Annotated in this window: 22 protein-coding genes, 2 rRNA genes and 1 riboswitch; of the genes, 2 read left to right on the top strand and 22 right to left on the bottom strand. The window is 41.9% G+C overall.

Annotated features, from left to right (window positions below; translation table 11 throughout):
• Positions 1-47: 47 nt before the first annotated feature.
• From pcrB to BTR25_RS05950, 4 genes are all read right to left on the bottom strand, one after another.
• Entirely contained in the window at positions 48-731 is a 684-nt protein-coding gene (gene pcrB / locus BTR25_RS05965) for a heptaprenylglyceryl phosphate synthase (RefSeq protein WP_075687124.1), read from the bottom strand.
• Positions 732-1,051: 320 nt separating this feature from the next.
• Entirely contained in the window at positions 1,052-1,351 is a 300-nt protein-coding gene (locus BTR25_RS05960; protein ID WP_075687123.1) for a YerC/YecD family TrpR-related protein, read from the bottom strand.
• Between the two features lie 29 nt (positions 1,352-1,380).
• Complete coding sequence (locus BTR25_RS05955) at positions 1,381-2,436, bottom strand: DUF3048 domain-containing protein (RefSeq protein ID WP_075687121.1); 1,056 nt, start codon at positions 2,434-2,436, stop codon at positions 1,381-1,383.
• Between the two features lie 79 nt (positions 2,437-2,515).
• The gene (locus BTR25_RS05950) at positions 2,516-4,258 is read right to left on the bottom strand and encodes an adenine deaminase C-terminal domain-containing protein (RefSeq protein WP_075687120.1); all 1,743 of its coding nucleotides are present in this window, start codon (positions 4,256-4,258) and stop codon (positions 2,516-2,518) included.
• 175 nt (positions 4,259-4,433) lie between these two features.
• Here BTR25_RS05950 and BTR25_RS05945 point away from each other — a divergent pair, with 175 nt between their 5' ends.
• Complete coding sequence (locus tag BTR25_RS05945) at positions 4,434-4,799, top strand: YgaP family membrane protein (protein ID WP_075687118.1); 366 nt, start codon at positions 4,434-4,436, stop codon at positions 4,797-4,799.
• 204 nt (positions 4,800-5,003) lie between these two features.
• The gene (locus tag BTR25_RS28605; protein WP_368482971.1) at positions 5,004-5,165 is read left to right on the top strand and encodes an EYxxD motif small membrane protein; all 162 of its coding nucleotides are present in this window, start codon (positions 5,004-5,006) and stop codon (positions 5,163-5,165) included.
• On the opposite strand, the gene purD is transcribed toward BTR25_RS28605, so the two are convergent.
• From purD to BTR25_RS05855, 18 genes are all read right to left on the bottom strand, one after another.
• Positions 5,143-6,414 carry a phosphoribosylamine--glycine ligase gene (purD, locus tag BTR25_RS05940; protein WP_075687349.1) on the bottom strand — a complete coding sequence of 424 codons (1,272 nt, stop codon included), beginning with the start codon at positions 6,412-6,414 and terminating at the stop codon, positions 5,143-5,145. The genes BTR25_RS28605 and purD overlap by 23 nt on opposite strands.
• Positions 6,415-6,435: 21 nt before the next feature.
• The gene (gene purH, locus BTR25_RS05935; RefSeq protein WP_075687116.1) at positions 6,436-7,974 is read right to left on the bottom strand and encodes a bifunctional phosphoribosylaminoimidazolecarboxamide formyltransferase/IMP cyclohydrolase; all 1,539 of its coding nucleotides are present in this window, start codon (positions 7,972-7,974) and stop codon (positions 6,436-6,438) included.
• On the bottom strand, positions 7,949-8,557 hold the full coding sequence (purN, locus tag BTR25_RS05930; protein ID WP_075687114.1) for a phosphoribosylglycinamide formyltransferase: 609 nt from the start codon (positions 8,555-8,557) through the stop codon (positions 7,949-7,951). Before purN ends, purH begins: the two co-directional genes overlap by 26 nt.
• Positions 8,557-9,588, bottom strand: a complete 1,032-nt coding sequence (purM, locus tag BTR25_RS05925; RefSeq protein WP_075687112.1) for a phosphoribosylformylglycinamidine cyclo-ligase — start codon at positions 9,586-9,588, stop codon at positions 8,557-8,559. The genes purN and purM overlap by 1 nt, the downstream gene beginning before the upstream one ends.
• Positions 9,589-9,593: 5 nt before the next feature.
• Positions 9,594-11,009 carry an amidophosphoribosyltransferase gene (gene purF, locus BTR25_RS05920; RefSeq protein ID WP_075687111.1) on the bottom strand — a complete coding sequence of 472 codons (1,416 nt, stop codon included), beginning with the start codon at positions 11,007-11,009 and terminating at the stop codon, positions 9,594-9,596.
• Entirely contained in the window at positions 10,985-13,210 is a 2,226-nt protein-coding gene (gene purL, locus BTR25_RS05915; RefSeq protein ID WP_075687109.1) for a phosphoribosylformylglycinamidine synthase subunit PurL, read from the bottom strand. Before purL ends, purF begins: the two co-directional genes overlap by 25 nt.
• Positions 13,194-13,877: a phosphoribosylformylglycinamidine synthase subunit PurQ gene (purQ, locus tag BTR25_RS05910; RefSeq protein ID WP_075687107.1), complete on the bottom strand. Its 684-nt coding sequence runs from the start codon at positions 13,875-13,877 to the stop codon at positions 13,194-13,196. The genes purL and purQ overlap by 17 nt, the downstream gene beginning before the upstream one ends.
• On the bottom strand, positions 13,874-14,128 hold the full coding sequence (gene purS, locus BTR25_RS05905; protein WP_075687105.1) for a phosphoribosylformylglycinamidine synthase subunit PurS: 255 nt from the start codon (positions 14,126-14,128) through the stop codon (positions 13,874-13,876). Before purS ends, purQ begins: the two co-directional genes overlap by 4 nt.
• Positions 14,121-14,834 carry a phosphoribosylaminoimidazolesuccinocarboxamide synthase gene (gene purC / locus BTR25_RS05900; RefSeq protein WP_075687104.1) on the bottom strand — a complete coding sequence of 238 codons (714 nt, stop codon included), beginning with the start codon at positions 14,832-14,834 and terminating at the stop codon, positions 14,121-14,123. Before purC ends, purS begins: the two co-directional genes overlap by 8 nt.
• 69 nt (positions 14,835-14,903) lie before the next feature.
• Positions 14,904-16,202, bottom strand: coding sequence for an adenylosuccinate lyase (purB, locus tag BTR25_RS05895; RefSeq protein ID WP_075687102.1), 1,299 nt, complete (start codon positions 16,200-16,202; stop codon positions 14,904-14,906).
• A complete protein-coding gene (purK, locus tag BTR25_RS05890; protein WP_075687100.1) occupies positions 16,199-17,347 on the bottom strand; it encodes a 5-(carboxyamino)imidazole ribonucleotide synthase in 1,149 nt (382 codons plus the stop codon). The genes purB and purK overlap by 4 nt, the downstream gene beginning before the upstream one ends.
• A complete protein-coding gene (gene purE / locus BTR25_RS05885; protein WP_075687098.1) occupies positions 17,331-17,822 on the bottom strand; it encodes a 5-(carboxyamino)imidazole ribonucleotide mutase in 492 nt (163 codons plus the stop codon). Before purE ends, purK begins: the two co-directional genes overlap by 17 nt.
• 170 nt (positions 17,823-17,992) lie before the next feature.
• Positions 17,993-18,094: riboswitch (purine riboswitch) on the bottom strand.
• Between the two features lie 84 nt (positions 18,095-18,178).
• On the bottom strand, positions 18,179-18,376 hold the full coding sequence (locus BTR25_RS05880) for an NETI motif-containing protein (RefSeq protein WP_075687097.1): 198 nt from the start codon (positions 18,374-18,376) through the stop codon (positions 18,179-18,181).
• The gene (locus BTR25_RS05875) at positions 18,373-18,915 is read right to left on the bottom strand and encodes a DUF2179 domain-containing protein (RefSeq protein ID WP_075687095.1); all 543 of its coding nucleotides are present in this window, start codon (positions 18,913-18,915) and stop codon (positions 18,373-18,375) included. The genes BTR25_RS05880 and BTR25_RS05875 overlap by 4 nt, the downstream gene beginning before the upstream one ends.
• A 131-nt stretch (positions 18,916-19,046) precedes the next feature.
• Complete coding sequence (locus BTR25_RS05870) at positions 19,047-19,922, bottom strand: alpha/beta fold hydrolase (protein ID WP_075687093.1); 876 nt, start codon at positions 19,920-19,922, stop codon at positions 19,047-19,049.
• A 66-nt stretch (positions 19,923-19,988) separates the two neighbouring features.
• The gene (locus BTR25_RS05865; protein WP_254842637.1) at positions 19,989-20,450 is read right to left on the bottom strand and encodes a MarR family winged helix-turn-helix transcriptional regulator; all 462 of its coding nucleotides are present in this window, start codon (positions 20,448-20,450) and stop codon (positions 19,989-19,991) included.
• A 296-nt stretch (positions 20,451-20,746) separates the two neighbouring features.
• Positions 20,747-20,863: ribosomal RNA gene (gene rrf, locus BTR25_RS05860) — 5S ribosomal RNA — on the bottom strand.
• A gap of 90 nt (positions 20,864-20,953) precedes the next feature.
• A 23S ribosomal RNA gene (locus tag BTR25_RS05855) occupies positions 20,954-21,243 on the bottom strand; the annotation flags it as partial.

The raw sequence follows: 21,243 nt of genomic DNA, 5'->3' as shown, positions 1-21,243 counted from the left end.
CAAACATTTGTTCTTATTTTAACTCTCTTCTTCCGTATAAGCAACTCTTACCTTACTGCTTTCACTGTTGCTAAGGCTAATTCAAAATCATCATAGATAGCATTTCCGATTACGATTACATCAGCATGGGCAGTCATCTCTACCGCTTGCTCAATATTTGTTATTCCCCCGCCATAAAACAAGGTGGTTTTGTTAAGTGTCTTCTTTGCGTCAGCCACTACATTAACATCTCCATATATACCGCTATACTCTAGGTAAAAAATAGGAAGGTGAAACATTTTTTCCGCCATCATTGCATACGAACTTATATCATTAATGGTTAGATCGGTTTTGGCAGAGGTTAGTTTCGCTGCTTTGCAATCTTCATTCAATATGCAGTAGCCTTCCATAACGATTTCTTCCCAATCCATGATTTCACCAAATTCTTTTACCGCCTGGTGATGCAGACCGGTAATCCACTCGGCATCACTGCTATTTAAGATTGTTGGGATAAAGTATAGGTCAAAGCCGGGGGTTACGGTGTCAAGACTAGAAACCTCAAGCACACAAGGAACGGTATAGCGGCGGATTCTTGCCATTAAATCGAGGACATTTTCAAGAGTCACACCATCTGTGCCGCCTACTATTATAGCATCTGTCCCTGATTCACAAATTTTCTCTAAATTTTCGTCTGATATCTGTTTGTTTGGGTCGAGTTTAAACACGTGGCGCCACTCGCGAAAATCATACATCCCAAAATCCTCCCAATCCAATCATTATTCCATTAACCATTATAGCACTACGGTATCAATACAAAAAGAAAACAGTAAATGAAATCAGTACCAAGTTTTACAAGAAAATTAACTTGAATGAGGCCAGCTGGGGTCGGGTCTCACTTAATTAGGTTTGGGGATTTTTGGGGCAGAGCATGGGCTAGTTCTTACCCAAATTCGGCGGGGGCTCTTTTTGGGGCAAAACTTTGTGCCAGTTCTCTGCCCAAGAACCAAGCCCGCTATCAAACCCAACCGCAAAATAAAAAACCGAAGACTCGCTCTTCGGTTTTCGTTGCATTCTATTTCTCTTCTACTTTTACCCGCTCTAGAACAAGCTCATAGGCATCGTTTCCGTAGTTTAAGCAGCGCTTTACGCGTGAGATGGTTGCCGTGCTTGCACCTGTTTCGGTCTCGATTTTATGATAGGTGTTACCATCACGAAGCATTCTTGCTACTTCTAGGCGTTGAGCTAATGATTGAATCTCATTAATCGTACATAAATCATCAAAAAATCGATAACACTCTTCAAGATCTTTTAACGATAGCACAGACTTAAAAAGTTGATCCAGCTCTTTCCCCCGTAATTTGTTTATCTGCATATTTTTTACCCCTTTTAATTGGTTAGATATTAATTGCCATTGAAAGAAATACTGCTCGAAATCCCTGGGTTTGACGGCATTACATTTACCCATGTTTTTCCTGGCACTAAAGGTGCAGGTGATCCGTCTTTCATTGGTACTAGTGTTCCGTTCTCATTCTTCCATTCCACTTCGATTACCTTACCCATCTGGATTAAATAGCCTTTTCCACCAGATTGAAAGTCAATCTCTTTTAGACCTGCGGAAGAATCAATCACACGGTGACTGGTTTCAATGATAAATACGTTATCTACCAGCACTGGTTCATTCGATTCTAAATCGACCGTTTGCAGACCGCCGCTAAAGAATCGCTTATACTTCCCTGAAGACGCATCATACTCAAAAAAGGAATCAGAAATGGAGCTGCCTGAATAGGTAATCATCACAGATGTAGCTTCGTTCCCAATAATCGCATTTTTGTCTTCCTCTGCCATAAAAGTAAATTTCGGCGGCGAATCTTCCATGGAATAATTCCTTTGGTCCACACCATTTAGGATATTTTCATACGTGATGTAGGAATTATGCGGTGCAACTCGGGAACTGGACCTTTGAAATAATGTTCCGTCATATACAATTCCATTTAAGTTATCGATATACCCACTTTCAAGCATTTGCCTCGCTTCAGGACTATAGCCATGTGCAATATAAAGAGCATTAAGTCCCTTCGCTAGGTCGATGTAATAATCCCTTGCACTTCGAACCGGTCCGATATTATCAGGTTCTTCACTTTGAAAAACAGCAAGAAAACGAGTTACATCACCTTCTGCAAGAATCTCATATACAAAATCAGCCTTGTGTAAACCGGATTGTGGTCTTGCTTTTGGATGATTGTTAATCATAACCGCAACTGCTCTTCCATCCGTTTCCTCTTCAGATGCGACTCCTGTCAGCGGAAATTGATAAGGTGTTGGATCCTCCGCAACTACTTCTTCTACAGGTTCAACTTCCTTTACTTCCTTTTCTGGCTCTACAGCTGTTTCCTTCTTATCACTGCATCCAGATAAGAGTAAAAGAGCAGCCGTTATGGCAACAGCCCATTTTCTCATCTTTATTGACACTCCAATCTATATCTCTCTAACACAGATGTAAAATTTTCTCAAAGTTGTACTTTATCACTGTTACATTTTAACGCATTATCGATGGAAAGAGTACTGTTTTGTTCATTACATCGTATATCCCCTGCTGTGTAATACGTATATAAGGCAAGTGTGTTGATGAAAAGAACAAAAGGCTATACACAGGATCCGAGAAGGAATAACCGCATTCCCCTAATTTTTCAAGCAGCAGTTTTTCTTCCTTCATTAATTCTTCAACTGGTAAATCTGACATAATTCCAGCTAATTTTAATGGAATTTCACAAACTACCTCTCCATCCTCAACCATCACAATTCCACCGCCGAGCTCCTTCATACGCTCAAAGGCAGCAACCATATCCACCTTATTTTTACCTATAAGGATGATATCACCAGTATTTGAAAAAGAACTTGCAAGTGCAGAAAGCTTCGTGGCAAAACCTTTTAATAAGGTATTTACCCGCCATTTACCTTCACGGTCGATCAACGTGAAGTAACATTCATCATGGTCGTAGCCGAGTTGATCATTTGATGCATCAATTGATATCGAATACGGTTTTGTAATAACTGAATTCTCCATTTTTATCCCAAATGGCATAGAATATTGCAAGTCGTCTAAGCTTAACGTCCAATCAATCTCCATTGGTTTTAAACCATACTCATTCCATTCCATTCTGTTATAGATACCTTCTGCCTTGCCATCACGCTTCACCCATTTTCCTTTTGCAAGGACAGAATGAGGTGTTGGATTTTCCACACTAGAGAGAAAGTTAATATTTGCCACACGTCCGGTCGCTATATTGCCATGTAAATGGTCAATATTATAATAGCGAGCGATATTAACAGTGGCCATATTATAGGCATCAATAACTGGTACGCCTTTTTCAATCGCAATTCTGATCATATTGTCGTTAATACCCTGCTCATAGAAATTAGAAGAAGAACCATCTGTATTGAACATTAAACGGTCATATGCAGTAATTCCTAATCTATTCATATCATCAAGCAGATTAGGTAAGTCTGGTCGTATGGATGAATGACGCAAGGAAACCATATAGCCCTGCATCAAACGGTCATAGACTTCTTCGCCTGTCATTGCTTCGTGATCACTATCGGCACCTAAGAGCATCATTTTGGCTAACGTTTTTTCAGACGCACCAGGAAAATGGCCTTCAATCTTTTTTCGCATCCTTTTTGCTTCTTGAATCCAATGAAGCATCATGTCATCGCCATCTAATAGTTTTGGCCAACCTGTTAATTCTCCGCCTTGAAGTACGGCATCATGCTCAAGCCATGCTTTTATATTGCTGTGTGAAAAGACGTCAACCTCATCTAAAATCTCCGTTTGCGAATCAAAACGGCACCACCAATACATAGTAGTTGGAATGGAACGCAAATCCTTTAATAGCGAAAATGCATCCTTCTTGCTTAAGTTCATAATAAAAGACATATTGTCATTTATTAGCGTGGTTGTTCCAAATTGGGATGCATAGGCGGCCAATGTATGGGGATTATATAATTGAAAAGGATGGGCATGCGGTTCGATATATCCTGGTACGAGTATCTCATTTGTACAATCAATGACTTCACAGTTTTCTATACGAGCAGGCAAGTTTTCGCCGACATAAACAATCCGATCTTCATATATCCAAATATTCGCTCTCATCCATTGACGGAATGTCTGATTTAAATATAGGGCATTTTTCAATAATAAGGTTGGTGCTGTTTTTCCATCTAAAACGGATACATGCATGCGTAAATGTTTATTTTTCCATCGGTAACGTTGTTCCAGCATACAATATCCCTCCCTTTCGCAAAACTATCTATCTATTAAAAAGTAGTATTAAAAGTTGATTTATCAACAATGTAAACCCTTACAAGATTAATTATTTCTATACTATCATATTTTATCTTTTAACGCACTAAAGAATTAATAAATCCTGTAAAAAAATTGTGAAGGAGTGAACAAATTGAAAATTTCGCAAAATATCGGAATCGTCAATGCATTAATTAGAATAACCATCGGCCTTACCATTTTATCTTGGTGTACGGCTAAAATGGTGAAGCGCCCATGGAGGGACTCCTACCTATTCTTGGCCATCTGCGGGGCCATGAAGGTTGCTGAAGGTATTGTCCGCTTTTGCCCAGTTACCGCACTATTTCAGGAAGGACAAGGAGCCGATATCCTCCAAAAAGGAAAAAACATCGTCGAACAATCTATGGAGATGTTTCAAAAAGACAATCAATCAACCGAACACAACCATTCATCATCAGACGAATTTTCTGAAAGAATCGACACCGACCTAGACCAACCATTACCATATAATCCTTCATAAAGGGTTGCCGGTGTTATAAATGCAGACCCTAAAATGCTATCGCATTTTCTTCGTGCGTGGGCAAAATCAAGGATGTTATTCAATGTCCTGCGGGAGCATGAGCCATGTGAGACCCCGCAGGTCGCAACGACCGAGGAGGCTCGCAGGTGAGCCCGCGGAAAGCGAGTACATTTCGCAAAAATCACAGCCAATAGTATTAGAAAAATGAAAGGGCCGACCAGTATTTGGTCAGCCCTTGAAAGGAAGATGTTTATGTTTTGGGAATACGTTTTAGATATGTCATTTGTCTTAATCAGCCTAATCGGAGGCATCGTAGCCCTTTTATATGTCTATATCCGCCGAACTAACAAAAGACGCGCTCGATAGCCCTTGAACCGATATCTTTTCGGTAGAAGACCCCATCGCAATTCAGCTTATTCAACTCTTGGTAAACCTTTTCCTGAGCAGACAGCAGGTTTTCCGACTTTGCACCTATAAGGAGCACCCTGCCGCCGGCGGCAGTAAACTCTCCTGATAGGTCTTTTTCTGTGCCTGCATGGAAAACATTTACTTCATCTGAAACATCGCCCAGCCCTTTAAGCACAGCCCCTTTTTCATAGGCTTCAGGATACCCTTTCGCAGCAACCACAACCCCTAGCATGGCTTGATCATCCCAAGTAAGTTCAGGCTTTTTACCTTCTAATAACTCTAAAATCACTTCGACTAAATCTGATTTTAACCTTGGCAGAACCACTTGTGTTTCCGGGTCACCAAAGCGGGCATTAAATTCGATTACCTTTGGACCGTCGGCCGTATCGATTAATCCTGCATACAAGATTCCGCAAAAGCTTCTGCCTTCTTGAATCATTGCGTTTGCAGCTGGCTGAAGGACCGTTTTAACAGCAATATCAATGGTTTCCTTTTTGATGTGCGGTACTGGAGAATAAGCGCCCATCCCACCTGTATTAGGACCCTGGTCACCATCAAAAGCCCGCTTATGGTCTTGAGCAATTTCAAGCGGAATAACAATCTCACCGTTTACCAAGGCCATCAACGAAAATTCTTCACCAGCTAAAAATTCCTCAATCACCACCTGAGCAGAAGCCTCGCCAAATTTGTGGCCTACCAGCATTTCTTCTAAACTTTTCAACGCTTCGTCTACTGTTAATGCCACGGTAACTCCCTTGCCTGCCGCTAATCCATCTGCTTTGATGACAATGGGAGCACCTTTCTGCTCGACATATTGCTTTGCCGTCTCGTAGTTAGTAAAGACAGCATAATCCCCCGTTGGAATATCGTATTTACTCATGAGTTCTTTGGCAAAACTTTTACTGCCTTCGATTTCTGCCGCAGCCTGCTTAGGGCCAAATACCTTCAAACCTTCTGCTTCTAATTTGTCAGCTAAGCCTTCAAGAAGCGGCACCTCAGGACCAATAATCGTTAAACCAACACCCTGTTCTTTTGCAAATTGGAGGAGCTGCGGATGGTTATCTTCAGCAATTAGAATCCGTTCTGCACAGTCTTCCATCCCTGGATTTCCTGGAGCCACAAACACCTTGTCAACTAGCGAGCTTTCACGTACCTTACGGCAGATTGCGTGCTCCCTGCCACCGCGTCCAATTACAAGTATATTCACCATGATTGCCCCCCGCTCATTTTAATGTTTGAAATGTCTTACTCCTGTAAATACCATGGTAATTCCATATTCATCTGCCTTTTTAATCGAATCCTCATCACGGATCGATCCGCCAGGTTGTATGATGGCTGTAACTCCTGCTTTTGCTGCTGCTTCAACGGTATCATCCATTGGGAAAAAAGCATCAGAGGCAAGTGCAGCACCTTCTGCTTTTTCACCCGCTTGTTTAAGGGCGATTTCTGCCGCTCCGACCCGATTCATTTGACCCGCACCGATACCCACGGTCATGTCTTCAGTTGCTAATACAATCGCATTCGACTTAACATGCTTTACAACTTTCCAGCCTAACTCTAATGCTTCCCACTCTTGTTCGGTTGGCTGTCTTTTAGTCGGGATCGTGATATCGGCATTAGCCAGCGTATAGCGATCCTGTTCTTGAGCTAATAAGCCCCCTTCAACCGTAGTCAACTTCATTTCTGCTTTATTTGTTGTTTCGAAAGGAATCGTTAATAAACGAAGATTTTTCTTCCCCATTAGGATGGTTAATGCTTCTTCTGAAAAAGAAGGCGCAATGATAATTTCTAAGAATATTTCATGCAGCTTACCCGCAGTTGCTCCGTCTACTTCCTCATTGAACGCAATAATCCCGCCAAAGATCGATACAGGGTCGGCGGCAAATGCCTTTTCAAATGCTTCAAATGCAGTTTTTCCTGTTCCAACACCGCATGGATTCATATGTTTCACCGCCACAGCAGCTGGTTCAGTGAACTCCTTGACTATTTGCAGGGCAGCATCTGCGTCATTGATATTGTTATAGGAAAGTTCTTTACCATGAAGCTGCTCTGCATTGGCAATTGAGAATTTCGAGCCTAGAGGCTTTTTATAAAAAGTAGCTTTTTGGTGCGGGTTTTCCCCGTAACGAAGTGTCTGTTTTAATTCGTATGTAACCGTTACATTTTCTGGCGTTTCTTCTTCTGCTAAATCGGTCATATATTGTGAAATTAATGCATCATAAGCAGCCGTGTGACGGAATACTTTTGCAGCCAGCTTTACCCTCGTTGCAAGTTGAGTAACACCTTCTGCTTTCAGTTCATCTAGAACAGTTGAGTAGTCTTTTGGATCGACAACAACTGTTAAATATTGATGATTTTTTGCAGAAGCACGAAGCATAGTTGGTCCGCCAATATCAATATTTTCAATCGCGTCCTCCACCGTTACATCCGGCTTCTCAACCGTTTGCTGAAATGGATAAAGGTTAACGCATACAAGTTGAATCGGTTCAATACCATGTTCATTAAGCTGGTCAATATGCATGGGGTCATCATGTTTTGCAAGTAATCCACCATGAATAAATGGATTAAGCGTTTTTACACGCCCCTCTAATATCTCAGGAAAACCTGTTACATCACTAACGCTGAGGACAGGGATTCCCTGCTCCTGAATCGCCTTTTTTGTACCACCTGTCGAGATTAACTCAAAACCAAGGTTTACTAGTTCTCTTGCGAAATCCGTTATTCCCGTTTTATCAGATACACTAATAAGTGCTCGCTTTTTCGTCATTTGTTGCTCCCCCTCTTGTCGTTGTTAACAGCATCTGCAGGACTGATGGATATAGCTTGTGCTCAATGGCTTGAATTTTCTGCTGAAGTGTCTCTCGTGTCTCTTTTTCATCCAACCGTACCCGTTCTTGAGCAATAATCGGACCAGTATCCATCCCTTCATCCACATAATGGACAGTTACACCGCTCCATTTTGCGCTTGCCTCTATCGCCTGACCAATGGCATCCTTGCCTGGAAAGTTCGGAAGCAGGGAAGGGTGGATATTCACGATTCGACCTTGGTATTCTCTTAATAATGTCGGCCCAATCAGCCTCATATAACCAGCCAGAACGATGAATTCAACCCCGGACATTCTTAATTGCAGCAAGATCTCTTTTTCATACTCTTCCTTAGTAGGAAATTCCTTTGGATTAAAAGTAAAACTCGGAATTCTTGCTGCATCAGCCCGCTGAACAGCATAGGCTAAAGGCTTATCGCAAACGAGAAACCGGATGTCAGCGTCTAATTCTCCTTGGGCGACAACATCAATAATGGCTTGAAAATTACTGCCATTGCCTGAGGCAAATACCGCGATTTTTTTCATTAACGGTCACCATAGCCTTTTATGTTAATCCCCGTTTGTTCATTTACCACACCGATTTCATAAGCTTCTTCGCCACATTCTCTAAAGTGCTCTACAACTGCCGCAGCGTCCTTAGCATCAACTGCTAACACCATGCCAATTCCCATATTAAAGATATTATACATCTCAGACCGGTCAATTTGTCCAACAGTTGAAATTAAATTGAACACAGGCAGTACAGGCCAATTCTTTTCATAGAGCTCTGCTCCAAACTGGTTCGGCAGCATTCTCGGAATATTTTCAATAAATCCGCCGCCAGTAATATGGGCCATTCCTTTAATGGGGAATTTTTCCAATGCTGACAATATCGGTTTCACATAGATTTTTGTTGGCTTGATCAATTCTTCCCCTAATGTACATCCAAGTTCATCGACAACCTCTGTTAACGACCAATTTTCAAATACTTTCCTAACGAGAGAATAGCCATTGCTATGAATACCGCTTGAGGTTAATCCAATTAAAACGTCTCCGGGCTTAATCGTGTCACCTGTTATTAATTTCGATTTTTCACAGGCACCAACTGTAAACCCAGCAAGGTCATATTCGTTCTCACGGTATAATCCAGGCATTTCTGCTGTTTCTCCGCCAATGAGGGCACAGCCTGCCTGTTCACATCCCTCGGCAATACCTTTAACAATCGCCTCGATCTTCTCCGGAACCGCTTTGCCACAAGCAATATAATCAAGGAAAAACAACGGCTCTGCCCCTTGGACAACGATATCATTGACACACATCGCAACCGCATCGATGCCAATCGTGTCATGCTGGTCCATCCAAAATGCGATCATCAGCTTCGTGCCGACACCATCTGTTCCCGAAACGAGGACAGGCTCTTTCAAGTTTAATGCGGATAAATCAAACATACCGCCGAAGCCGCCCAAACTGCCAAGCACCCCAGCCCTAGCCGTTTTTTGAACATGCTTTTTCATTCTAATCACTGCTTCATAACCTGCTTCGATATCTACGCCTGCTTCTCTATAGGCATTTGCCAAGATGCTCACCCCTTTTGATAGTAATATTGAAGTGTATCTGGATAAATTTCAGTTGGATAATTACCAGTAAAGCAGCCGAGACAATATCCGTTCGTTCCTGCACCCTCTTGCTGCCCAATTGCCTTCACCATTCCATCGACACTGATAAAGGTCAGCGAATCTGCACCAATCAACTGTCTGATTTCCTCCACTGACTTATCAGAGGCAATCAATTCTTCCTTTGTTGACGTATCAATGCCATAAAAACAAGGATTTTTAATTGGTGGTGAAGTAATCACAACATGAACCTCCGTTGCCCCTGCTTCCTTCAGTAAGGTCACAATTCTTCTGCTCGTGGTTCCGCGGACAATCGAGTCATCAACCATAACCACACGCTTACCTTCCACTACTCCCCGAACGGCAGAAAGCTTTAATTTTACCCCTTGCTCTCTTAAAGATTGTGAAGGCTGAATAAAGGTTCTCCCCACATAACGATTCTTAATTAGCCCCATTTCATATGGAATTCCCGATGCTTCCGCATAGCCGATTGCGGCAGAAATACTGGAATCCGGCACTCCTGTGACAACGTCCGCTTCAATTGGCGCTTCAATTGCCATTCTTTTGCCCATATTTTTACGGGCGGTATGAACATTAATCCCTTGAATATCACTGTCAGGTCTTGAAAAATAAACATATTCCATTGTACAAATCGCTTTTGTTGAACTCATCGCGAATCTTTCTGAGGTAAGTCCATTTTCATTTATAATCAGAAGTTCACCTGGCATAATGTCGCGAATGTATTCAGCACCGACGACATCAAATGCACAAGTCTCAGAAGCTACGACATAGGCATCACCAAGACAGCCGAGAGACAACGGTCTTAATCCATGAGGATCAAGGGCTACCATCAATTCTGTTTCGGTTAAAATTAAATACGCGTAAGCACCCTTTAGCATTGACAGTGCATTTTTTGCACGGTCTTTATGCTCAGCATACCCGCTTCTCTTCATTAAGTGAGCCAAAACTTCCGTATCTGAGCTTGTTTGAAAAATACTTCCCTGTGCCTCAAGCTGATGCTTAAGGGAATTAACATTTACTAGATTGCCATTATGAGCAAGAGCTAAACTGCCGCTTTGTGAATGGAAAAGCAGAGGCTGAACGTTTTCATAACCGCCGCCTCCTGCTGTGGCATAGCGGACATGACCTATTGCAGAGGTTCCTTCCAGCTCAGCGATAACATCTGCTGTAAAAATCTCGGAAACCAAGCCTTCTCCTTTTATGCCTTTCAGCTTTTGACCGTCAGAAACAACGATACCGGTCCCTTCCTGTCCGCGGTGCTGGAGACTATGAAGTCCGTAATAGGTTAATTGTGCAGAATCGGGATGGCCCCAAACACCAAAAATCCCGCACTCTTCATTTAATCCCTTGAGTTCAGCAAGCATGGGATTGCTCCTTTCCAGGCATCCTTTAATTGGTTAACAGTTGTATCAATCACAAGGCTTTCCCCATTGGAAACTGAAAGTGTTCCTGTCTGATTTACTTCTCCAATAAGAGTCGCAGCTACTAAACTTTCAAACTTGCTTTGATCCTCTTTTTTTACAGATAAAAGAAAACGAGATTGTGTTTCGCTAAATAAAGCTGTAGTAGCGTCACCGCTGATTTGGACTTGGGCACCAAGGTTACCGGTTGTGAACAAGGATTCAGCCAACGCTACACCTAACCCGCCTTCTGACAAATCATGAGCAGACTGAATGACTCCAGCACGGATGGCTGTGAGAACTTGATTTTGTCTTTCTTTTTCAACTTCAATCTTTAACTCCGGCGCTTTTCCATAGATTCGGCCATTCACAAGCTTTTGCAGCTCGCTTCCGCCAAACTCGGGCCTAGTTTCCCCTACTAAATAAATCAGGTCGCCATTGTTCTTAAAGTACTGGGTCGTAATATGGTCAAGGTCTGTAACTAAACCAACCATTCCAATAACAGGTGTCGGGTAAATGGCTGTTCCGCTCGTCTCGTTATACAAAGAAACATTTCCGCCGATGACCGGTGTCTCAAGAACACGGCACGCTTCACTGATCCCATCTGCCGATTTCTCAATTTGCCAGAACACTTCTGGCTTTTCAGGGTTTCCAAAATTTAAATTATCCGTCACCGCCAATGGCTCTGCACCAGAACAGATAATATTACGTGCCGCCTCAGCAACCGCAATTTTTCCACCTGTTTCAGGATCTAGAAAGACGTAGCGCGAATTACAGTCAGTTGTCATCGCTAAAGCCTTACGAGTCCCGCGAATTCTGACAACAGAAGCATCAGAGCCAGGAGATACAACCGTGTTTGTACGAACCATATAGTCGTATTGCTCATACACCCATTCTTTGCTGGCAATCGTTGGCTGGCTTAAAAGTTGTAACAATGTTTCTTCCGGGTTCCCTACCTGTGGAATTTCACTTTCCATCGCTTGGAATTCCGCGAAATAGGCAGGCTCTTTCGATAGCTTGTGGTAGACCGGTGCATCCTCCGCTAAAGCATCAACCGGAATGTCTGCAACCACTTCACCTTTATGATATAAACGGTATTGTTTATCGTCCGTTACTTTGCCAATCGCTACTGCTTCTAAGTCGTATTTTTCAAAAAGATCAACAATCTCTTGTTCTCTTCCTTTTTCAACGACAATCAGCATCCGCTCTTGTGACTCAGAAAGCATCATTTCATATGCTGTCATACCCGTTTCACGTTGTGGAACAAGGTCCAAATTCATTTCCATTCCCATTCCGGCTTTACTTGCCATTTCGGCTGATGAACTGGTTAACCCGGCAGCACCCATATCTTGAATGCCGACAAGAGCATCACAATGGATCAACTCCAGACAAGCTTCAAGGAGAAGTTTTTCCATGAACGGATCGCCAACCTGAACAGCTGGGCGTTTTTCATCGGATTGTTCCGTTAACTCTTCAGAAGCAAACGTAGCACCGTGAATACCGTCGCGCCCTGTTTTTGCTCCCACGTACATAACGGTATTTCCAAGCCCATGTGCCTGGCCTTTTTTAATATCCTTGTGATCAATCAAACCCACACACATCGCATTTACTAAAGGGTTGCCTTCATAGCAATCTTCAAATTGGACCTCTCCGCCCACAGTCGGAATCCCAATACAGTTTCCATACCCGGCAATACCTGCTACTACCTCTTTAAACAGGTAGCGCACGCGGGCAGAATCAAGTTCACCAAAGCGAAGTGAATTGAGCAGTGCAATCGGACGGGCACCCATGGAAAAAATATCACGGATAATTCCGCCAACCCCGGTGGCAGCACCTTGATAAGGCTCAATCGCAGATGGATGGTTATGACTTTCAATTTTAAAAACAACCGCCTGACCGTCACCAATGTCGACGATTCCAGCCCCTTCACCAGGACCTTGAAGAACTTTTTCCCCTTTGGTTGGGAACTTGCTTAATACAGGTTTAGAATTTTTATAGCTGCAATGCTCTGACCACATGACAGAAAACAGACCTGTTTCGGTATAGTTCGGTGTTCGGCCAAGTATCTTTTCAATCAATGTAAATTCATCATCGGACAAACCCATTTGCTGATAGTACTTCTCTGATTTAATTTGTTCTGGATTTGGTTCAAGCGTTAACAACATATGCTTCCCTCCAAGCTTTTACAATCGATTGAAACAATTTCAGTCCATCTGCCCCGCCTAATAAATCGTCTACCGCTCTTTCAGGGTGAGGCATCATGCCAAGTACGTTTCCTCGTTCATTCATAATTCCAGCGATGTCTGCCAGACTTCCATTTGGATTTTGCTCGTACGTAAAGACGATTTGATTATTTTTCTTTAAGTTTGCCAGCGTTTGCTCATCACAATAATAGTTTCCTTCACCATGAGCAACCGGAATCGTGATTGTTTCATTTTGTTTAAAACTAGTGGTAAACATGGTTTCGTTGTTTACTACCTTTAGTTCTACCGGCTTGCAAATAAAGGAAAGACTCTCATTTCGTCTCATCGCTCCAGGCAGTAAACCTGCTTCTAATAAAATCTGAAATCCATTACAGACACCAAGTACAGGCTTACCTGCCTCAGCAGCTTTGACAACCTCTTTCATGACCTTGCTGAAACGAGCAATTGCTCCGGTTCTTAAGTAATCTCCGTATGAAAAACCACCTGGTAAGAGAATAGCATCAAATTCATCTAAGCTTTCGGAGTCGTGCCATACATACTCCACCTGTTCACCTAGTTCATCCTTGATCGCATGGTACATATCTACGTCACAGTTCGATCCTGGGAAGACGATTACCGCAAACTTCACTGAGGAACACACTCCTCTACTTCGTAACGATAATCTTCAATAACTGGATTCGCTAACAGCTTTGTACAAATTTCATTGATTACATCGTTGATATCACGCTCGGATTTTTCAATCGTTAGTTCCATATATTTACCGATTCGAACGTCGGCAACTTCTTGATAGTTTAAAGACTGTAGTGAATGGGTCACGGCTTTCCCCTGTGGATCCAATACGCTTTCTCTTAACGTAACAAATACCTTAACTTTATACATGCTGTGTTCCTCCTACCCTGGCTAAAATAGTTTCATAGGCTTCTGTTAAACTTCCTAAGTCACGACGAAATACATCTTTATCGAGCTTTTCATTTGTCTTCTGATCCCATAACCTGCACGTATCAGGTGAAATCTCATCAGCAAGAATGATATGACCTTCGTGGTCCTTGCCAAATTCGAGCTTGAAATCAATAAGGGTAATTCCCAGTTCATTAAAAAAGCTTGATAAAACGGTATTGATTTGCAGAGACTTTTCTTTTAAAAGTGCTACTTCTTCCTCTTTTGCAAGTTGTAGTTCGTAAATATGGTCTGTGGTGATCAACGGATCGCCTAGCTCATCATTTTTTAAATAAAACTCAACGATTGGCTTTGCTAATGATCTTCCTTCTTCGATTCCTAATCTTTTAGACATACTCCCCGCCGCTTTGTTGCGAACAACCACTTCTATTGGAATAATCGCTGCCTTTTTTACAAGCTGCTCGGTTTCGGAGATGCGCTCAATGAAATGGGAAGCTATTCCATGCTCTTGCAGCTTTAAAAATAGCAAGCTTGTAATCTCGTTATTTAAGCGGCCCTTCCCTGTAATATCAGCTTTCTTTTGTCCGTTATAAGCAGTTGCTGAATCTTTGTATTCAATCAAGACAACCTGTTCGTTATCGGTTTTATAAATCCGCTTCGCCTTGCCTTCGTATAGAAGTTCTTTCATCGGGAGTGCCTCCTAATTCGCAATATCGGGAATCTGTTATTATAGAAGGGCGATATCCGCCCCCCTTATTTATTGGTTTAAACCTAATCGATCAAATATGGTGTCTACATGCTGCAGGTGGTAGCTGTAATCAAAGCAGCCGGCGATTTCTTCTTGAGACAATAATGCTGTAATCTTTGCTTCTCCTTCAACCAAGCCGCGGAAAGGAACTTGTTTCTCCCATGCTTCCATTGCTTTCGGCTGAACAGTATCATAGGCTTCTTCGCGTGACAGACCCTTATCAATTAAAGCAAGCAGCACACGCTGAGAATAAATGAGACCTAACGTCCGGTCCATATTACGCTTCATATTCTCTGGATAAACCGTTAAATTCTTAATAATGTTTCCAAAGCGATTAAGCATGTAATTCAAGCCAATCGTGGCATCTGGTAAGATAATCCGCTCCGCAGATGAATGGGAAATATCACGTTCGTGCCACAATGGTACATTTTCATAGGCTGTCAGCATATAACCACGGATGACGCGGGCAATACCCGTCATATTTTCCGAGCCAATTGGATTCCGTTTATGCGGCATCGCTGATGAACCTTTTTGCCCTTTTGCAAAAAACTCCTCGACCTCACGCGTTTCACTCTTTTGCAAACCGCGAACTTCGACGGCAAACTTCTCAATTGAAGTGGCAATCAATGCAATAGTAGAAAGATAATGTGCATGGCGGTCACGCTGCAGGGTTTGAGTTGAAATCGGTGCACGCTCTAGTCCTAATTTCTCACATACATATTGCTCTACAAACGGGTCAATGTTGGCATATGTCCCAACCGCCCCAGAAATCTTACCAAACTCAATGCCCTCTGCTGCCTGCTCAAAACGCTCAAGATTACGCTTCATTTCTTCGTACCAAAGCGCAAGCTTTAAACCAAACGTTGTCGGCTCAGCATGAACTCCGTGAGTCCGGCCCATCATGACGGTATACTTGTGCTCAATGGCCTTGTTTTTTAAAATCTCAATGAAATTGACTAGGTCTTTCCTGATAATTTCATTCGCTTGCTTTAACACATATGAGAGTGCGGTATCTACAACGTCCGTTGAAGTTAAACCATAATGCACCCACTTGCGCTCTTCACCTAATGTTTCGGATACCGCTCTTGTAAAAGCTACCACGTCATGGCGCGTTTCTTCTTCAATTTCTTGAATCCGTTCAATGTTAAAACTCGCATTTTCACGAAGTTTTTGAACGTCCTCCTTAGGAATATCACCTAGCTCTGACCAGGCTTCACAAGCAAGAATTTCAACCTCAAGCCAAGCTTTAAAACGGTTTTCCTCAGTCCAGATAGCACCCATCTCAGGTCTTGTATAGCGATCAATCATCTTTTTGCCTCCAAATGTTTTTCTTCCCAAATTTCATTTACGTCTATTATAGCTTCTTCAATAGAATCGCAAAGTATCGTAATATGTCCCATTTTTCTTTTAACCTTCGCTTCATCTTTTCCGTAAAAATGTACTTTCCATTCAGCCGTCCTTGGCAGATAATCTAACACAGTTTTGACATGCTCTCCCAATATATTAACCATTAGTGCCGGTTTTAACAGCTCTGTACTTCCGAGAGGCAAGCTGCAAACTGCCCGGATATGCTGTTCGAATTGTGAGGTTACACATGCCTCAATGGTACAATGTCCAGTATTATGCGGCCTCGGAGCAAGTTCATTTATATAAATCATGTCATCTTCCGTTAAAAACATTTCGACGGCTAACGTTCCGATTAACTGAAATTCATTAGCTAGCCTTACTGCCGCTTTAATTGCTAGCTCCTCTGCCTCTGCACTAATTCTTGCAGGAACAATGGTTTGATGGAGTATATTGTCACGATGGATGTTTTCTGCAACTGGAAACACTGCTGTATCCCCGAGTCCGTTTCTTGTTATAATGACCGAGATTTCCTTTTTAAAAGGAATCCACTTTTCCAGCACACATCGGCCATGTTCAAGAAGTATAACGGCACTTTCAATGTCTTGCATATTTCTAATTACCGCTTGGCCCTTACCATCGTACCCGCCGCGTGCTGTTTTTAGCACAGCAGGGAGTCCTAGGCTGTCAACACCAGCCAAAAGGTCTTTATACGTTTCAATTACAGCAAATGGAGCTACCTTTACCCCAGCCGCTTCAATTGCTGTTTTTTCGTTTACCCGATCCTGGCTAATTTCTAGCAATGACTTCCCTTGTGGTACAAAGGCATGCTGACAAAGCCATTCCAATGCTGGTGCATCAATATTCTCAAATTCATAGGTAATAACATCACTTACTTCTGCAAGCTTCTTGATGGCTTGTATATCACCATAATCTCCAATAATCTTAATGTCAGCCACTTGCCCACATGGCGAATCGTCGACCGGGTCTAAAACGGCGATACTGTATCCCATCGCCTTAGCTGCGAGTGCCATCATTCTCCCCAACTGTCCTCCGCCAATAATTCCAATCGTCTGTCCCGGTAGAATTACTTTATAAGACAAGTTCATCACTGCTTTCTATCGAGGTTGCTCGCGACTCCTGTCGGTATTGGTCTAGTCGTTCAGCTAAATCTAGATCTGTTGTTGCTAAAATCTGTGCCGCAAGTAAACCAGCATTTGTAGCACCTGCTCTGCCAATGGCAACCGTCGCCACTGGGATTCCTCCTGGCATCTGGACAATCGATAACAGTGAGTCGAGACCATTTAATGCCTTAGACTGAACAGGAACACCAATAACCGGCAAAGTCGTTTTGGCTGCAACCATTCCAGGCAAGTGAGCTGCACCACCTGCACCGGCAATAATCACCTTCATACCTCTTAATCTAGCATTCTCCGCAAATTCAAACATTAAATCTGGTGTTCGGTGAGCAGAAACTACCTGTTTCTCATAAGGCACCTCTAACCGTTCGAGGATTTCACAAGCATGACGCATTGTTTCCCAGTCTGATTTACTGCCCATTATTACCGCTACATTCGGATTCATGTTCCCGCCCCTTTTGTCTAGCGAAAGCAGCTATGCGCTTACGCTTTTCTTACTTATCCAATATAAAAAGCCCTAAACAGATACTTCCCCAATTTTATAAAATGAGAGAAAGCAGTCTGTCCGGGCTAATATCGGCACAGTTATATAGCCTGAAACGAGTTAACATTTCCGGCATATCCACTTCCCCTCATAGTCCAATCATTTACGGTAATTGGGTAGAAACTTATGGGCCATATTCCCAACATTATACGAGGGTGTTACATTATTATTTTTTTGACACCTTTATATTAACAATTTAACCTACAAATGGTCAATAAAAACGAACAATTTTATTTATTTAAAAATGAATGTTCGGTTTACTCAATAACCTTCGCTTCAAAAACAATCTGCCTTCCTACCGGTTCATAAGAGGTTTCGTTCCCCTTTATCACCTCTTGGAAGATAGGTTTTTCTGTACGTCTAATCGGAGTATAGCCCTGTTTTTTAATACGTTCTAAACAATCATCTATGGTTTCATTTTCTAGTACCTCAAATTGTAATTTCTTTTTGCTCATGAAAATAACTTCCCTCTTTTCACAGATTTCACCCAGAATCCCCCGTGAATGGATTTTGGTTCATATGAAATAATAAAAGCCTTAGGGTCTAGTTCCTTAATTGTGTCGTATAATTTAAGCTCAAATTTCCTCGGTGTGAGAATTTGCATGGCCATTCGGTCTCCCTCAAGACCATTAGCTGCCCAATTCGTTACACCATATCCTTTGTCACGTAGAAGTTTAGGCAAGTTTTTGTCATATTCCTTTGTAATCACATTAACCGTTATATATCCGAGAGCTAATTTTTCCTCAATTTTCATTCCGACAACTACCCCGATTCCATAACCAACCGCATAGGCAATCAGATTCTGGATTTCATTTAGGTTGTTTAACACTAGGCCGAGACCTAACACATAAATAACCACTTCAATCATACTTAAGGCCGCAGCTAAATAACGTTGACCCTTTAAGGTTAATATCATTCTTATCGTGAAGAATGATACATATACAATATTAATGATAAGAATAACAGAAACCATGACAAGACTATTTTGTAACAAGAAAATCCCTCCTATGTTTACTTTACCCATTTTCTCACGGTTAACTTAGTGTAACTTACTTTGTTCTAATTTTCATGTCCAATCCCAAATTAAATAAAAAGGATCTACCACTGTAGATCCTTTTCATTTGTTTATTTTTTTAATAGAGTTTGAAGAATATTTCTCCAAATATCATCATCGTCCGTTAGAAAATGTCCGGCTTCTGGTATATAGTGCGTGTGGCAGTTTGGAATCTGCTGAGCCAATTTCATCATTCGGCTAATAGGTGCCAAACGGTCTGCTTCTCCATGCCAAACATCAATAGGTACGACAATATCTTTAACTGAAAAGCCCCATGGTTTTGTGAGTAAGGCCGGTTCATTGACACACTCGTCAATTGATACCCTAAAGGCTTCCCCCATGTGCATCATTAATCCTTTTAACTGGTCATCAGTCTGCAGGAACTGACGATCCCAGGCAGTCAAATGTTTATTGCCCTTCCTATTTTGTTCCATGAATTTCTCTGGATTTTCTTCAAGAAGCCTTTTAGTCGCACGATAGCTTGCTTTTATTAACCAGGGTGCTTTTCTAGCCAGGAAGAAGGCTATTTTATTTGCTGTCATCATTTCCTTTGGAGTTTTTCCGTTATGAAACGGTGTCCCACTCGCTACTAATGCAACTGAGTGAAGTCTTAGAGGCAATTTATAAGCACAGGCTGCAGCAAAGGGGCCGCCTCCTGACACTCCAATTATTGAAAATTTGTTGATAGATAGGTGATCAGCAATTTCCTTGACATCATCTGTCCAATCTAACAGGGATCTGCCTAGTTTTGGTGTTGATAAACCAAACCCCGGGCGATCTAATGATATCAAACGTATCCCTAAAGTTTTAGAAATCTCATCATCCTCTAGAAAGAGTAACCTAGACCCAGGTGTACCGTGAAAAAACATAACCGGAAGTCCATTTTTATCGCCATATTCTATAAACCCAATATCCCTGCCGTCACTAAGTTTTACTGTTGTATTCATCCTCTTCTCCCCTAAACTATTAATTTTAATAAATATTTAATACTACTTAAGTATTAGTTAAAAAAATTAATCCTGTTGGGCTTTCACTGCAATGTTATAGAGTTTTTCATGTATATCTAAAAGTTTTTCTAGGTCATCCTGCGGCAGTTTTGCATAGTATTTTTCGATTATATATAATTGGTTCTTCTCAATCATCTGGTTATAATAAAGGCCCTTTTCACCAAGATGAACGATGATCTCCCGCCTATTGTGTGGATTAATTTCTCTTTTTATATATCCTAGTTTCTCTAGCTTAGAAATCAGCTGACTCGCTGCACTTGCAGTAATAGACAAAAATTGTGCAATCTCATTAACCGTACGAGTTTGTACACGTAGTAATTCAAGAATCACCTGCTGTTTGGTCGATAAGTCTCCAAACTCACCGGCAACCAATTTGTTATAATCCTCTAGGAAAATCCCGCTCAAAGCATTGGAGCAGTCTAGAATCTTTTTACTAATACTAGCTAAATCTTTATCCAATTGTATCACCTCACCAACATTATAAAACAATCTAAATAATTAAACTAACTTAAACATTAAGTTTGCTTAATTATTTTTTGGGTAGATACGTGATTAGTGACCTGTTTTGTCGATAACAGGTCACTTATCCTAGCTATACGTGACCTCTTTTGTCCTCGATTTCCGATAAGTGATCACTTGTCATCCCTTTAATTGACCTGTTTTACGAAATTGAATAGTATAGAGTTGACTTATATCCAATTTACTCTTATCAATACATTACTATAAAAAAAGACAACCCAATTAAGGATTGTCTTTTTTTATTTGCCTGGCAACGTCCTACTCTCACAGGGGCGCCTGCCCCAACTACCATCGGCGCTGAGAAGCTTAACTTCCGTGTTCGGTATGGGAACGGGTGTGACCTTCTCGCCTTAATTACCAGACTATTAAGTTTGAGGTTTCATTCCCTCAAAACTAGATAATGTAGAAGAAGTTTTGTAAAACCGAGTTCACCTTACTCATATTGCTATGTTTTGGTTAAGTCCTCGAACGATTAGTATCAGTCAGCTCCACACGTCACCGCGCTTCCACCTCTGACCTATCAACCTGATCATCTTTCAGGGTTCTTACTAGCTTGCGCTATGGGAAATCTCATCTTGAGGGGGGCTTCATGCTTAGATGCTTTCAGCACTTATCCCGTCCGCACATAGCTACCCAGCGATGCCTTTGGCAAGACAACTGGTACACCAGCGGTGCGTCCATCCCGGTCCTCTCGTACTAAGGACAGCTCCTCTCAAATTTCCTGCGCCCACGACGGATAGGG

Origin of the sequence: Bacillus sp. MRMR6, from assembly GCF_001940785.1 — a bacterium.
Lineage (GTDB): Bacteria > Bacillota > Bacilli > Bacillales > Cytobacillaceae > Neobacillus.
Note: the sequence above shows the minus strand (reverse complement) of the source record. Positions and strands in the feature narration are given on the sequence as shown.

Coding starts and splice junctions, on each gene's coding strand:
- purS (WP_075687105.1), bottom strand. CDS start 14,128: ATGTATAAAGTTAAGGTATTTGTTACGTTAAGAGAAAGCGTATTGGAT.
- purF (WP_075687111.1), bottom strand. CDS start 11,009: ATGCTTGCTGAACTCAAGGGATTAAATGAAGAGTGCGGGATTTTTGGT.
- purC (WP_075687104.1), bottom strand. CDS start 14,834: ATGAAAGAACTTCTATACGAAGGCAAGGCGAAGCGGATTTATAAAACC.
- purH (WP_075687116.1), bottom strand. CDS start 7,974: ATGACGAAAAAGCGAGCACTTATTAGTGTATCTGATAAAACGGGAATA.
- BTR25_RS28605 (WP_368482971.1), top strand. CDS start 5,004: ATGAAAGGGCCGACCAGTATTTGGTCAGCCCTTGAAAGGAAGATGTTT.
- purN (WP_075687114.1), bottom strand. CDS start 8,557: ATGAAAAAAATCGCGGTATTTGCCTCAGGCAATGGCAGTAATTTTCAA.
- BTR25_RS05880 (WP_075687097.1), bottom strand. CDS start 18,376: ATGAGCAAAAAGAAATTACAATTTGAGGTACTAGAAAATGAAACCATA.
- BTR25_RS05870 (WP_075687093.1), bottom strand. CDS start 19,922: ATGAATACAACAGTAAAACTTAGTGACGGCAGGGATATTGGGTTTATA.
- pcrB (WP_075687124.1), bottom strand. CDS start 731: ATGTATGATTTTCGCGAGTGGCGCCACGTGTTTAAACTCGACCCAAAC.
- purL (WP_075687109.1), bottom strand. CDS start 13,210: ATGTTGTTAACGCTTGAACCAAATCCAGAACAAATTAAATCAGAGAAG.
- purB (WP_075687102.1), bottom strand. CDS start 16,202: ATGATTGATCGCTATACAAGACCTGAGATGGGTGCTATCTGGACTGAG.
- purE (WP_075687098.1), bottom strand. CDS start 17,822: ATGAATCCGAATGTAGCGGTAATAATGGGCAGTAAATCAGACTGGGAA.
- BTR25_RS05960 (WP_075687123.1), bottom strand. CDS start 1,351: ATGCAGATAAACAAATTACGGGGGAAAGAGCTGGATCAACTTTTTAAG.
- purK (WP_075687100.1), bottom strand. CDS start 17,347: ATGAACTTGTCTTATAAAGTAATTCTACCGGGACAGACGATTGGAATT.
- BTR25_RS05950 (WP_075687120.1), bottom strand. CDS start 4,258: ATGCTGGAACAACGTTACCGATGGAAAAATAAACATTTACGCATGCAT.
- BTR25_RS05955 (WP_075687121.1), bottom strand. CDS start 2,436: ATGAGAAAATGGGCTGTTGCCATAACGGCTGCTCTTTTACTCTTATCT.